The sequence below is a fragment of the Methylobacterium sp. UNC300MFChir4.1 genome (assembly GCF_900110155.1).
GTDB lineage: Bacteria > Pseudomonadota > Alphaproteobacteria > Rhizobiales > Beijerinckiaceae > Methylobacterium.
Map to the genome: position 1 here is coordinate 1 of NZ_FOCS01000051.1, position 12,255 is coordinate 12,255.

The following is a 12,255-nucleotide window of genomic DNA, read 5'->3' on the forward strand; positions in this document are numbered from 1 at the left end:
CGGCCTCGGCATTGGCGTGGTGCAGGTGCCGGTCGGCGAGCGGGATCTCGTGCGCGTGCTTCCCGACCGCATCGTGTTCGGCCTGGACACGTGGATCGTGGCGCACGAGGACGTGCGGCGCAGCGCCCGCATCGACGCCCTGTTCAACCACCTCGTCGAGTCCTTCCAGGCCTACTGCTCCCGGTAGGCTAACCTCGATCCCCCAAAGTAGAAGACAGCCACCAATCGGACGACCGTCCACGTGGACGGCCCGGACCGATACACGGACCTGACCGGCGGCAGCTTTCGGTCTCTGCCCCGGTCCCAAGCCGTGAGGCCGCCTCCCTGAAAGCGGGTGACAAGTGCGACGGTCTGAGACCATTGATCGAGCCCGATACGCCCTCGCAGGCCGCGAAAGCGGCCCGGATGGCTGGGCTCGTTCGGGTGCGGAATGACCGGGTTGGGTGGATTTCCTCCAGTCCGCTTCCACTCGGAGATAAAGCGGAAGCGGACGTTCACACGTTCAGCCAATTGACGGCGCGATAGGAAAGGTAGGGGCAGCTCAGGCTGCGCGCACGGTGGCGAGGAAGCGGGCGACCTCGGCCGTGAGGTGCTCCGATTGGCGCGACAGTTCCGAGGCGGCTCCAAGCACCTGGGTCGCCGCCGCTCCGGTCTCCTCGGCGGCCCCCGCCACGCCGGCGATGTTGCCCGTGACCTCCCCCGTACCCGATGCCGCCTGGGCCACGTTGCGGACGATCTCCTGGGTCGCAGCCCCCTGCTCCTCCACGGCGGCGGCGATCGACGTGGCGACGTTGCTGATCTCGCGGATCCGCCCGGTGATCCCGCCAATCGAGGCGACGGCCTGCCCGGTCGACACCTGGATCTGCAGGATCTGGCCGGAGATCTCGCTCGTCGCCTTGGCGGTCTGCTCGGCCAGCGCCTTCACCTCGGCGGCCACCACGGCGAACCCTTTCCCGGCCGCCCCCGCCCGGGCCGCTTCGATGGTGGCGTTCAAGGCCAGCAGGTTGGTCTGGCTTGCGATGTTCGAGATCAGGCCCACGACGTCTCCGATCCGGGCGACGGCCGTGCTCAGTTCATGGACCAGCGTGCCCGCTTGATCGGCCTCCCCCACCGCCTGCCGCGCCAGCTCGGCGGCCCCGTCGACCTGCCGGCCGATCTCTTGAACCGAGGAGCCCAGTTCCTCCGCCGCCGCGGCGACGGTGTTGACGTTCGAGGCTGCCTCTTCGGCAGCCGCGGCCACGGCGGACGACTGGGCTGCGGTTTCGGCGGCGGTGCCGCTCATGGTTCCGGCGGTCGCCTGAAGCTCGGTGGCCGAGGATGACACCGTCCCGATGACGCCACCGACCGCCGCCTCGAACCCGTCGGCCATCTCGCGCATGGCGCGCTTGCGATGCTCCTCGGCTGATGCTCGCGCTTGCGCCGTCTCCTCTTCCAGCTGTCGTGTGCGGATGAGGTTGTCCTTGAACACCTGCACGGCCGCCGCCATCGCCCCGATCTCATCTCTGCGCTCCGCGCCTGGCACCTCTCGGGTAAGGTCCCCCGCAGCGAGATCGGTCATGAACGCCGTCATGGCTCGCATGGGTCGCGCTACGCTTCGCCCTATCAGGGTAGCCAGCAGACCGATCATCATCGCAATGATGGCCGCGCCACCGAGCAGACGCATCAGGGTCGGGCGCATCTGCGCCGCCGTGTCGTCCGCATAGATGCCCGATCCGATGATCCATCCCCACGGAGCGAAGCCTCTCACGTAGGAGATCTTTGCCACCGGCTGATCCAGGCCGGGCTTCGGCCAAAGGTATGGGACGAAGCCCGCGCCCGACTGCTTCACCTGTTCGACCATGTCGACAAATAGGTGCTTGCCAGCCGGATCGACGATCCCGCCAATGTCCTTGCCAATCAACTCGGCCTTGGGATGCAGCACCATGCGCGGGTGCATGTCCTGGATCCAGAAGTACTCGCTGCCCGCGTAGTGCAGGTTCCGAACTGCCGCTACGGCCGCTTGCTGTGCGGCATCGCGGGTCATCCGGCCGGCGCCCTCCTCAGCTTCGAAGTAGGTGAGCACCCCTTGCGCGGTCTCGACGAGGTCGCGCGTCTTCAACTCGCGTGCGTCCGTGACCGTCTGGGACATATCCCAGCCTGCGAGCGCGATTAGCGCCGCCATGCCACCGAGTGCGATCAGGGTGATCAGTTGAAGGCGCGCACCAACGCGGAAAGCCATGAGATCCTGCTACGAGCTGCGCCAGACGGGCGGGTGGGCAATCGTGTTTGGGCGCGTATCGCCGTGCCCGCGGCCTAACGTACAAGGTGGCCGTCGGTGGCTAAATGCATGGCGATGACAGCGGCCTATCAAGCAATGCGGTTAATAAATTTGCGTACACGCTTCGTATAAGTGCCCAATCATACAATGCGTAGCTGGTCACCTTCTGAAAGTCATAGATATTTTTCAGGATATCGCGATCGAATTGGCTCGATTTTACCAAGAATTAGCTCGTCACCCCTTCTGGGCAACCGCTGCCGGCCAGCCAGCGAATGACGGGTTACGGGATGCGCCTATCTTCGGCGGGATAGACGGTATGGGTGGATTTCTGCCGGTCTGCTTCTGTGCGACACGGGCACCCGAGCGGACATCAATTCAACGACCTAGACGGTCAGAGGCGGGTGGTCAGGTCCGTCAGCCAATTTGGTGAGGCGTTGACGAGAATGGTCTCCGCAGCCTTATCGTAGCCCGTGGCGATCATCAGGCCGGTGGCCACGAGGATGGCGCCCAGAGCGACCTTCAGGCCCTTGCCGAGCCCCATCATCCGGTCGCGCCAGCGCATCAGTACCTCGCGCGAGAGCGTGCCTAGGAGTAGGAGCGGCAGGGCGGCACCTAGTCCGAACAGAAGCATCGTCGCCGCCACCGTACTTAGGTCTCGCCCCTGCGATGCGAGGAGGGATGCGGCCCCGAGGGTCGGCCCGACGCAGGGACTCCAGACCGCGCCGAGCAGCAGCCCGACCCCGAATTGTCCCAGAAGCCCGGCGGTCGAGAAGCCACCGAACCGGTTCTCGGTCCAGTTGCTCACCGGGCCGGCGGCGACGGCAAGCCGGGTTTGGGCGGCCGGAACCATCAGAACGAGCCCAATGAGGACCAGCATGATGGCCGCGACGGTGCGGAAGGCATCGACGTCGAGGCCGAGGCCGAACCCTATGGTTGCCACGAACAGCCCGATGGCCACGAAGGACAGCGCGAGGCCGGCTGCGAGGGCGGCGGGGCCGAGCCTATGCTCCGATGCGGCTGCGCCCAGGACCAGCGGCAGCAAGGGCAACACGCAGGGGGACAGCACCGAGAGGATGCCGGCCAGGAACGCGAGGCCGAACGTCGTGGCCATGACCGACCTACAACGCCTTCTCGACGGCGCCCTCGATCCACTCGGGCTGGGTGTCACCGACCGAGCGTCCCGTCTCCTTCTCGCCCTTGAAGGTGATCAGGGTGCTCTGCCTCGTCACGCCGAACCGCTTCAGCACGTTCTTGCGGCTGTCGAAGTCGACGTCGAACACCTGGAGATCCTTGAACCGGGGCTGAGCTTCCAGCTTGGCCAAGATCGGCTTCTGCGCAGCGCAGACGGTGCACCACGGCGCGGTGACATGGACGAGGATCGGCTTGCCAGCCTTCTGAGCCGCCTCGAAGGCCTCGGGGGTGAAGACGGCCTCGGCTGCATTTGCAGCGGTACCGAACAGCAGGGGGGCGGCGGCCAGGGCACCGAGCAGGAAGCGACGGGTGGTCATGGGCTGACTGTCTCCTTAGTGATGGGACGTGGCTTTCGGACGGCTCAGTTGGACGCCTGAGTGACGGCGCGGTCGACGTTCAGCCTTTCAGCCCAGTCCTTGGCCTCGGACTGACCCTTGAGGTCGATCAGCCGGGCGCCGCTGACGTCGACGTTCTTGAAATCGGCTCCGGTGACCGTAGCGCCCGTCAGGTTCGCGCCTGATAGGTCCGATCCCATCAGCACCACATCGGTGAGGTCGGCATCCTTCAAGTTGGCGTATTCGAGCCGCGACCGGCCGAGGTTGGCGCCCTTCAGGTTTGCGCCGGTGAGGTTCACCGACACGAACACGGCGCGCATCAGGCCCATGGACTGGTTCTTGATGTCGGCCCCGCCTTTGAGGTCGACCAGCGTGGCGCCGCTCATGTTGGCACCTTTGAAGTCGCCAATGGGCATGGCGCGACTGAGGTCGGCGCCGCTGAGGTTGGCGTCGCGGGCGGTGATGCCGAACATCTTCGTGCCCGCGAGCTTGGCGCCGGACAGGTCGGCCTTCAGGAGCCATGCCTGTTCGAGGTTCGCGCCGGTGAGGTCCGCCCCACGCAGGTTGGTGTTGTTCAGGCGGGCGGTCCGCAGGTTGGCTCCCCGCAGGCTCAGCCCGGAGAGATCGAGGCCGGATAGAGATTTGTCGCGGAGGTCGACCGGCTTGCCGTCCGCAGCCTTGATCAGCCCCTCGACGTCGGCACGGCTCATCTCGGCCTTGGTCATCGCGGGTGAGGACATGTCGGCCCCGAGCAGGAGGTCCTGTTCGGCTGCGACGGGGCCGGCGGCGAGGACGGCGAGCATGAAGCTCAGGGCGAGGCGGCACATCGGTTCACTCCCGGCGGGCCCCGCGCGGGGTGGGCGCCCGTATCGTGTTCGTTGTGACGCGATGCTATGCCGGGCCGCTGCACCCGGTCGGTGACCCAGGTCACACAAGTCCGGAGGGGCGGGAGAAAAACGCAACGCGAGCCGGACGATCAGCCCATCGTCATGGCCGGGGGGACCACGCCAGCCATGACGGACGCCCAAAAGGTCGAGCGATGGATCGACCGGTTTCCGCTGCTCCAAGCTCTCAGCCCGGCGCACCTCCAGATCGCCCGGGGAACCGTGCATTTTCCGGTGCTGGCCGCGGGCGCCACCGCCTACGAACTCGATGGCGAGTGCGCCAACTACCTGATGTGCGTGGAGGGCCGCACGCGTGTCTTTCGCATGTCGGAGGGCGGGCGCGAGGTGCTGATCTACAAGGTTGGCCCGGGCGGGACCTGCGCCCTGACCACCCAGTGTCTCCTGTCCGGCGGCACGTTCCCGGCACAGAGCGTGGCGGAGGAGCGGACCGAACTGGCCGCTCTTCCTGTAACCACATTCCAGCACCTACTAGGCGAGAGCGCCGCGTTCCGCAGCTTCGTCATGGACGACTACACCCGGCTGATGTCCGGCCTGTTCACGTTGATCGACGAGGTCGCATTCGCGCCGTTGAAGCAGCGCCTCGCCCAACGGCTCCTGGCCGAAGCCAATCCGCAGGGTGTTGCCGCCGTGACCCATCAGAAGCTCGCGGACGACGTTGGCAGCGTCCGCGAGGTCGTAAGCCGCCTTCTGGGGCAATGGGCCGAGGCGGGTCTGATCGAACTTCGTCGAGGCGAAGTCGAGATCGTCGACCGCACGAGCTTGGAGGCCGCAGGTCGACGCTGACCCACAGCATGCCGGCGGCTGCTTTCGAGGCCGGAGCAAATCCCACTTTTCGACCGGGTCGGGTCGGACGCAGAAGGGCGGCTCTTGCGCTTGATCAGGGGATAAGCCGACATGAACCTCGAACCAGCGCCATCGAGGCGTCAGCCGGCACGCTCAACAGCTTCGGTATCGGGCCGCAATATGGTCGAGGCCGATGTGCGGCACGGTCAGAGCCGAAAGCATCTGTAGCGTGATGATCAGAAGGTTGGCTGACGCGTCAGATGATCCGGCAGCATAGATCGGCCAGAGACCGGCGCCGAGCAGCAGGGTCAGAGCGAAGATCGGCAGCGAAGCGCAGACAGCCCGCTGCATCGTGTTGATGCCGGGAGCCTTGAGCGGATCTCGCACCAAGGCACGCATGTGCCTAGGGGCATGGAGGCCGACGAAGTACAAGGTGAACGCCGTAAGGGGCGGTAGTGCGACGAAGGCCGCGGTCAGGACGATCATCTCGCCGACCACGGCTGGACGTGATCGGCGCGTCATAAGCCAGGCCACCGTGAGTGCAAGCCAGCACCACGCTGCAGCCGACCACCAAGCGGGGAGCTGTGACATCGGCATACGGGCAACGATCGAGAAGATCCCTGCGGTTTCCTCCGGGCGCACCAGCGCCGGCAGCGCGATCGGCAGACCGCCGCGTACCAGCGCTTCGATCGGCCGCCCCGGGCCCGCATCTTCCTCACCGAAGTGCAGGACCGATATAGCAAGGAACCCGGCCAGCGTGGCGAGCGGCGCGCTCTGCCAAGCCAGGAGGATCAGCGCAGACAGGCCGAGATACGGGATGGCAAAGACCCCGAACCATGCGCGCCCGAAGCGGGGGCGCAGCAGCGGCGCCGCCACCGCGCCGTCCAGGGCCCCGTGGGGCACCCCGAGGATGATCACCACCGTCAGAGCCACCAGCCAGGATGCTTCACGCGGCAGACCGGCGGAGGCGATGAGCCCGAACACGAGCAGAGCACCGGCGCTGCGTAGCAGCAGAGCACCCGGTGCGGGCATGCGATGGCGGCTCGCGCCGATGGCATCCCCGATAAGGGGGGCAGACGACGAAGCCGCCATCCGCGTCAGGCCGCCCGGCGCAGCGGCGTGGCGGCGACTGGGCCTTCCTTCAGATCACGATCGACGGCACGCGTCGTCTCCAGCGTCGCCATGATGCCGTAGACGACCTTGGCTGTCAGATCGAGGACGGCGATCACTGCCAGGGCGACGGTCGGCGAGAGGATGCCTAAGCCGTCCTGTCCAACGAGCAGCACGACGGGATAGGCACACCACACCCCGGTGAGGAACACGGCGTTGCGCAGGAACGCCTTGCGCACATCACCGCGCTCGCTGGCGTTCTCCTCGCGCAACTGCACGAAGATCCCGTAGAACACTGCCAGGAACGCGCCACACGAGATGGCGAACCACGTCCACTTCACCGAGGCGACGTCGGACAGGCCGAAGGCCAGCGCCGTCACGATCATGATCAGGTCGGATCCAATCAGTCCCCAGACCACGGCAGGCCGGCGCATGCCGGAATGCATCGCGGTGCGAGCTAGCCCGACGAGCAGTAGGGGCGTGGTGAACGTCCAGTCGATGTAGCGTGCGAAGTAGAACTGGCGTGCAACCTCTGCCGCGTCGTGACCGGCGGGGAGGACGAGACTTCCCTGTCCTGTCGCCATGGCAAAGTAGGAGCAGGCTGCGATGATCGGCACGATCCCGTGGATGATCCCGTCCGCCTCTTCGGCGGGCGTCCGCCGCTTTGCCATGAACAGGATCACGGCAGCTCCTGCCGCCATGCCTATGAAGCCAAGCCACAGCCAGAATTGAGGCGTCATCGATATCTCATCGGGAAGGGATGAAGGGCCTGCGCACGAACGTGGCAGCACCTGCCCAATGGCTCTCCAACGCGATCGTTGCGTAGGACAATTGTCGCACTTGGGTGGAACTCGCGGTTGACGCGATGCTGGCGACCTGACGCTGCTTGTCCGCCTCAAGAGTTCGCGGGTGAGCGATCTCGACACCCCGACACCACGTCACAATGGATGTCTGCTTCGGGAGGCTGGTCAGATTGAGGCTTACGGCCGCTGTGGGTCGGAAGCCGTATGGCTGCTCGGGGTGGAATGCTGCCGGTCTGCTTCTGCGCCACGCGGGCACTCGAGCGGACATGTCCTCGACGATTCAGACGGTCAGAGGCCGGAAGTCAGTTTTGTAAGCCAATCGCGCGAGTCTTTGACTAGGACAGGCTCCATAGACCTGTAGAGAAGCAGAAGATCTCCGCCAAGTCCAACCAGACCGCCTGCGCCGAGCCCAGCCGCACTCGTGACGCCGGCTCCCACCCGAAGCCTCTAAGCCAAATGATTATCAGTCCTGCGCCAATTTACGGCTTGCGCTGTGGATCGCGATCGAAAATCTTGCTTTGAATACGCGCCTACGGAGCTTTCGATGCCAGCCGTAAGTTGTTACATAGGGAAATATCTAGGTTCATTTTTGCTATATGCCGCCGGATCCAGCGTCGTTTTCGCGGATATGAGGGTGAATCGTTCCGTCGACGGCAAAATCGTCTCGATGTCTAACCTGTCGCCGGCGAAGGACTGTTCTCCGATGGTCTTGCGCGGCCGCATCAGCGATCTAACATTCGAGCAGGGAACGGTACGCGGATTCACACTTAACCAAAAAGTCGGCGAGCAGCACATCAACGTACCCGCTTTGTACGATTTTCCCGATCCACGCCAGAAAGCGATTGCTCGCGATGGATATTCCACATTGATCCGCGACGGCCGCACCGTGACGATCAAGGCTCTGTTCTGCGGCGCAGCGGGAAAAATCGTGAAAATGGACGCGATCTCAACAGAGTAGGGACCATATCATGTCAACCAGATCGGGTGCGGTTGCCCTCCTATTCATGCTGTATTGCGTCCAGGTTGCGAACTCGGGGTGGAAGCCGGCAAAAGGAACTCCGTATCCTGCGTTCATCTCCTGCGTCTCCTCCAATCTGTGCATATTCGTCTCGTGCCGGCGCGGTGGCGAAAGGTCCTTCGAGATCTACTCCGTCGAGAACGGTCTAAGCGCTGGAGATACGCTATCCCTCTCCGCTGCCGGACGCCAGATCAAGCTGACCGTACCGCCGAGGACCAACAACGAGCTCTACAGCTGGCCGTTGCGACCGGACATAGATGAATTACTGAGCTCGGGCAGTAAAGCGGCCATCGTCTTCGACGAACGCACCAAGTGGCCTGTAAGGACTGACGGCTATGCATCGGCGAAGTCAAGCCTGTCGCGTCAATGCAAAGACTGACTCCGGGCCGCTTGGGACGACTATCGGGAGACGGACGATGTTTATGGGAAGAATGACTTTCGTGATCTTGATGGGATCGCTCTTTGCAGCGCCGGCTGTAGCGGAATCAAGAGCGGCGGCCTACTTGGCAAAGCAGGAGATCAGTGACGGGTGCGATGGTCGTCAAGGGCGCATCGATCCCGCCGGCCTGATCGAGCGGGATCTCGATGGCGACGGCATGCCCGACTTGATTATATCCCACGAGGGGATCCGATGTGCCGGTAAAATGTCACGGAGCAGTCATTGCGGCATGCAGGTTTGCTCCGTACTGTTCTATCTGCGTCGCGGATCATTGCTCCAGAAGGCCCACGATATGCTGGGTGCCAACGTCAAGGTAGGCCGCGAGCGCATCCCGCAGGTCCATATGGATGCCCATGGCGGAGGTGGAGGCTACGTTCGTTGGAATGGGAAGTCCTTTGATTGAAAACTGATGTCTCGCGACGACGTCCAACATCCATAGATAGCCGCGGTCGGAGCCATCACAAATCATGGCATTTCCAACATTCGGCCGATGCGGTTACAGCCAGTCGATCGGCGAGATGCGCCTGGAGGCGGCGTTCGATCGGATCGCTTCCCGGCCGAGGTTCTCCGCACCGACAGCCAGGATCCGGGACGATCCGACGACCGACGTCGGTCGCCGATCAAGCTATCCCCCAAGCTGTCCCGACATGCGTGGCCCGCGATCGGGTGGCCGTGCACCGCAACGTCGGGCATGATGCCCTGCACATGATCGGCGGACCTGGGGAGGTCACATGCGGTTCCTGGTGGCGACGATTGTTCTGATCGGACTGTGCGGTCAGGCGAATGCTCAGGGCAAATCGAAGAAGCCGCAGCCTCAGCAGCCGTCGACCCGCTACCTCAGCTTTTCGGAAGGGTCCCTGGACGGTTCGGCTACGTATCTGATCGACGGCGTCCTGAAGTTGACCTTGCAGGGCAGCCAGATCACCGACGCGAGCATCGACGTCTGCTACCCGACAAGCACGCTGTCGCGGCGCGTCGACCGTCTGGTGATCCCGCTGAAGGCCGACGGCGCGAACTTCTCCGGAGCCGGAGCAAGCTCGGCGGGGGATCAGGTCGCCGTGTCGATCAAGCGGAGCGGCTCGAAGGACGACCAGCAGCTGAACGGCTCTCTGAAGCTTCCGGACCATAGCGTCGCCATCGCAGCCACCGGCCTGACGTTCTCGGAGGAGGATCCGACCGCGCTGCCCTCCGGTTCGACGGCAGAGGACGAGCCTGAAGACGTGAGCGACAAGCCCGTACCCGATCCCGGAACCCTCTCGGTGACGACCAAGCTTCCGAACGTCGTCGATCTGGTGAAGCTAGTCCGCACTGAAGGTGCCCGCATGGATCCCGCCGGTCTGGTCCCGAATTGCGCCGACCTGAGAGGCGGCACCTCGTCGATCTCGATCGACGTCGATCCGGAGAGAGCTCCCGCGCTCCTCGAGAAGGTGAAGAAGCTCCCGGGAGTGGCGACTGCGGAATACGGGCAGGTCGCTGACAAGTCCCAGCTCGTCAAGCTCAAGGTGAAGCCGGGCGACGCCGATCTGATCGCCGCCCTCGGTCGCGCATTGCCGAAGGCCATCCCCGATGCGACGATCGTCTCGTCGGGCAAGGACGCCGGGCGAGGCGAGATCCAGATGGCCCTCACCCGCAAGGTGTCCTACCTGGACCCGATGGGAGCTCAGGAAGCGATCTCGCTCCGGGCTACCGCGTGGCAGGATCCTCAGGACAAGTCCGTCTCTTACCTCCAGCTCCGGGGTGTCGATGCGAGACTTGTCGATACCGGCAAGGAGAAGGTCTTCTCGGTAGGGCCCGCCGAGTCCGAGGGGGAGGACGCCGTCGTCGCCTCCGATCTCGACACGGCGGCAGCACAGCAGGCGATAGCTGCGGCATTGGCTTCTGATCTGCACGGGCAGATCTGGGTCGAAGATGCGTGGGTGTCGAAATAGCAGGTCGCCCGCACGCCTGGATGCCGACGACGGGCGAGTGCTGGAGGCGGCCGCACACTCGAAACGCCGCCCGCACCGTGGAGCGCGATCGGTACCTGCCGAACGGGAGCCCCGGCCGCATGGTCGACGAGGAGGCCGACTTGGAGAGTAACACGATCGGATGATGCGTCGGAGGCTATGCCGGCCGAATGCGGGGGAGGGGCCACGTAAACGATCGGCGGGCGACGACATGCATCCGCCGATCGTAAGGCTAGCTAGGAACGCTCGAAGGTCCGTCGATGCTCTACCACGCGGCCTGGAGGCCGGCGGTGAACACCTGGGCGGTGGCGCCGGGGCGGACGTCGCCGGTGTAGCCCACCGACAGCCGCACGCCCGCGGCGACCGCCCCCGTCAGGCTCACCCCCAGAACCGCGCCGTCCCGGCCCAGCGCGCTCGTCCGGCCCGCGAACCCCGCCCCGAACAGGCTCGAGCGAACCACCGCCGCCGTGTCGGCCAGCTCGTGCGCCCAGTACGCCCGGCCCTCCAGGCGCAGATCCGGGATGCCCGCCAACGCCCAACTCGTCACCCGCCCGCCGACCAGGCTGCGCGCCGCGTCGAGGTCGGCCACCGCGAAGCCCTGCCCGCCGAAGCCCTGCCCGACCAGACCGCCCCGCTCGGACACACGGCCCCGCGTCAGCCGATCGTAGCTGAAGCCCACCTCCGGCACGACCTCGACCGGCAGGCCGGTCGCCAGCGCGTACCCGGCAAAGCCCGACACCCCGCCGTTCCAGCCCGACGACAGCCCGGACGCCTGCGACACCGCCGCGCCCAGCGCCACCGTCCGGTCGACCCGACCGTCCGCGTACGACACGCCCGCCGTGCCCCGCAGCACCACCGCGCCCAGCCGCGTGCTCGCGTACAGCGTCCCGCCGTAGCTGTCGGTGGTGAACCGACCCAGCCCCGCGCCGCGCGACGTGCCGCCCTCACGCAGGTAGCTGAACGCACCGCCGACCTGCGTGTCCACCCCGACCTGGCGGTCGACGCCCATCAGTAGCCCGCCCGCGTCGAACCCGGCGCCCGCCGCCGCCCGGTCGCCGGCGCGCGCGCCGAACCCGTACAGCGCGTCGGCCCAGACCCGGCCCTCGCCCACCGCAAGCGGCGCCGCCGCCGCCCCGGCACCGCCGCGCACCTGCAGCGCCGTGCGGTTCGGGCCCGGACCCGGATCGCCCGCGCTGAACGCGCCCGCGCCCCCGCCCAGCCCGCGCTGGTGCCGGTCGATCGTGTCGGAGAGCAGACGGCGCGCGGCGAGGTCGGTCATCACCGCGTCGCCGTAGCTCTGGCCCGACAGGCTCGCCAGCCCGCCCGGCAGCGTCGCCGGGCCGGCCGCGTAGAGCGGGTCGAACACCCGCGCCCGCGCCGCGTCCGGCCGCGTGCCGGCGGCCGGGCGGGCGAGGTCGAGGGCCGCGCCCACGGCCCGGGCGTTGCCGGTCTGGGCGAGGCCGAGGCC

11 protein-coding genes and 1 pseudogene are annotated in these 12,255 nt (G+C 65.9%); 5 read left to right on the forward strand and 7 right to left on the reverse strand.

Going from position 1 to position 12,255, the window contains the following annotated elements; all coding sequences use genetic code 11:
- Nucleotides 1-187, forward strand: a pseudogene (locus tag BMY19_RS29720) (LysR family transcriptional regulator); the annotation flags it as partial.
- Nucleotides 188-541: 354 nt separating this feature from the next.
- Here the strand turns inward: BMY19_RS29720 and BMY19_RS29725 are convergent.
- The 4 genes from BMY19_RS29725 to BMY19_RS29740 all read right to left on the reverse strand — a co-directional run bounded on the left by BMY19_RS29725 (nucleotide 542) and on the right by BMY19_RS29740 (nucleotide 4,610).
- The gene (locus tag BMY19_RS29725) at nucleotides 542-2,218 is read right to left on the reverse strand and encodes a methyl-accepting chemotaxis protein (protein WP_100253845.1); all 1,677 of its coding nucleotides are present in this window, start codon (nucleotides 2,216-2,218) and stop codon (nucleotides 542-544) included.
- Nucleotides 2,219-2,648: 430 nt separating this feature from the next.
- Nucleotides 2,649-3,368 (reverse strand): cytochrome c biogenesis CcdA family protein, encoded by a 720-nt coding sequence (locus BMY19_RS29730; RefSeq protein ID WP_100253846.1) that lies wholly within the window; start codon nucleotides 3,366-3,368, stop codon nucleotides 2,649-2,651.
- Between the two features lie 7 nt (nucleotides 3,369-3,375).
- On the reverse strand, nucleotides 3,376-3,765 hold the full coding sequence (locus tag BMY19_RS29735; protein WP_100253847.1) for a thioredoxin family protein: 390 nt from the start codon (nucleotides 3,763-3,765) through the stop codon (nucleotides 3,376-3,378).
- A 44-nt stretch (nucleotides 3,766-3,809) separates the two neighbouring features.
- A complete protein-coding gene (locus BMY19_RS29740) occupies nucleotides 3,810-4,610 on the reverse strand; it encodes a pentapeptide repeat-containing protein (protein ID WP_100253848.1) in 801 nt (266 codons plus the stop codon).
- A 186-nt stretch (nucleotides 4,611-4,796) separates the two neighbouring features.
- Here BMY19_RS29740 and BMY19_RS29745 point away from each other — a divergent pair, with 186 nt between their 5' ends.
- A complete protein-coding gene (locus BMY19_RS29745) occupies nucleotides 4,797-5,471 on the forward strand; it encodes a Crp/Fnr family transcriptional regulator (RefSeq protein ID WP_100253852.1) in 675 nt (224 codons plus the stop codon).
- Between the two features lie 153 nt (nucleotides 5,472-5,624).
- Here the strand turns inward: BMY19_RS29745 and BMY19_RS29750 are convergent, their stop codons facing one another.
- Both BMY19_RS29750 and BMY19_RS29755 read right to left on the reverse strand, forming a co-directional pair.
- Nucleotides 5,625-6,503 (reverse strand): Brp/Blh family beta-carotene 15,15'-dioxygenase, encoded by an 879-nt coding sequence (locus tag BMY19_RS29750; protein ID WP_100253849.1) that lies wholly within the window; start codon nucleotides 6,501-6,503, stop codon nucleotides 5,625-5,627.
- A 65-nt stretch (nucleotides 6,504-6,568) separates the two neighbouring features.
- The gene (locus BMY19_RS29755) at nucleotides 6,569-7,321 is read right to left on the reverse strand and encodes a bacteriorhodopsin (RefSeq protein ID WP_100253850.1); all 753 of its coding nucleotides are present in this window, start codon (nucleotides 7,319-7,321) and stop codon (nucleotides 6,569-6,571) included.
- A gap of 697 nt (nucleotides 7,322-8,018) precedes the next feature.
- Here BMY19_RS29755 and BMY19_RS30700 point away from each other — a divergent pair.
- The 3 genes from BMY19_RS30700 (at nucleotide 8,019) to BMY19_RS29760 (ending at nucleotide 10,769) form a co-directional block, all read left to right on the forward strand.
- Nucleotides 8,019-8,342 (forward strand): hypothetical protein, encoded by a 324-nt coding sequence (locus BMY19_RS30700; RefSeq protein ID WP_128083447.1) that lies wholly within the window; start codon nucleotides 8,019-8,021, stop codon nucleotides 8,340-8,342.
- A gap of 491 nt (nucleotides 8,343-8,833) precedes the next feature.
- The gene (locus tag BMY19_RS30705) at nucleotides 8,834-9,244 is read left to right on the forward strand and encodes a hypothetical protein (protein ID WP_139215742.1); all 411 of its coding nucleotides are present in this window, start codon (nucleotides 8,834-8,836) and stop codon (nucleotides 9,242-9,244) included.
- A 328-nt stretch (nucleotides 9,245-9,572) separates the two neighbouring features.
- On the forward strand, nucleotides 9,573-10,769 hold the full coding sequence (locus BMY19_RS29760) for a hypothetical protein (protein ID WP_100253851.1): 1,197 nt from the start codon (nucleotides 9,573-9,575) through the stop codon (nucleotides 10,767-10,769).
- A 283-nt stretch (nucleotides 10,770-11,052) separates the two neighbouring features.
- Here the strand turns inward: BMY19_RS29760 and BMY19_RS29765 are convergent.
- Nucleotides 11,053-12,255, reverse strand: a 1,203-nt coding sequence (locus tag BMY19_RS29765) for an autotransporter outer membrane beta-barrel domain-containing protein (RefSeq protein ID WP_139215743.1), incomplete at its 5' end; no start/stop codon positions are given.

Coding starts and splice junctions, on each gene's coding strand:
- BMY19_RS29725 (WP_100253845.1), bottom strand. CDS start 2,218: ATGGCTTTCCGCGTTGGTGCGCGCCTTCAACTGATCACCCTGATCGCA.
- BMY19_RS29730 (WP_100253846.1), bottom strand. CDS start 3,368: ATGGCCACGACGTTCGGCCTCGCGTTCCTGGCCGGCATCCTCTCGGTG.
- BMY19_RS29735 (WP_100253847.1), bottom strand. CDS start 3,765: ATGACCACCCGTCGCTTCCTGCTCGGTGCCCTGGCCGCCGCCCCCCTG.
- BMY19_RS29740 (WP_100253848.1), bottom strand. CDS start 4,610: ATGTGCCGCCTCGCCCTGAGCTTCATGCTCGCCGTCCTCGCCGCCGGC.
- BMY19_RS29745 (WP_100253852.1), top strand. CDS start 4,797: ATGACGGACGCCCAAAAGGTCGAGCGATGGATCGACCGGTTTCCGCTG.
- BMY19_RS29750 (WP_100253849.1), bottom strand. CDS start 6,503: ATGCCCGCACCGGGTGCTCTGCTGCTACGCAGCGCCGGTGCTCTGCTC.
- BMY19_RS29755 (WP_100253850.1), bottom strand. CDS start 7,321: ATGACGCCTCAATTCTGGCTGTGGCTTGGCTTCATAGGCATGGCGGCA.
- BMY19_RS30705 (WP_139215742.1), top strand. CDS start 8,834: ATGACTTTCGTGATCTTGATGGGATCGCTCTTTGCAGCGCCGGCTGTA.
- BMY19_RS29760 (WP_100253851.1), top strand. CDS start 9,573: ATGCGGTTCCTGGTGGCGACGATTGTTCTGATCGGACTGTGCGGTCAG.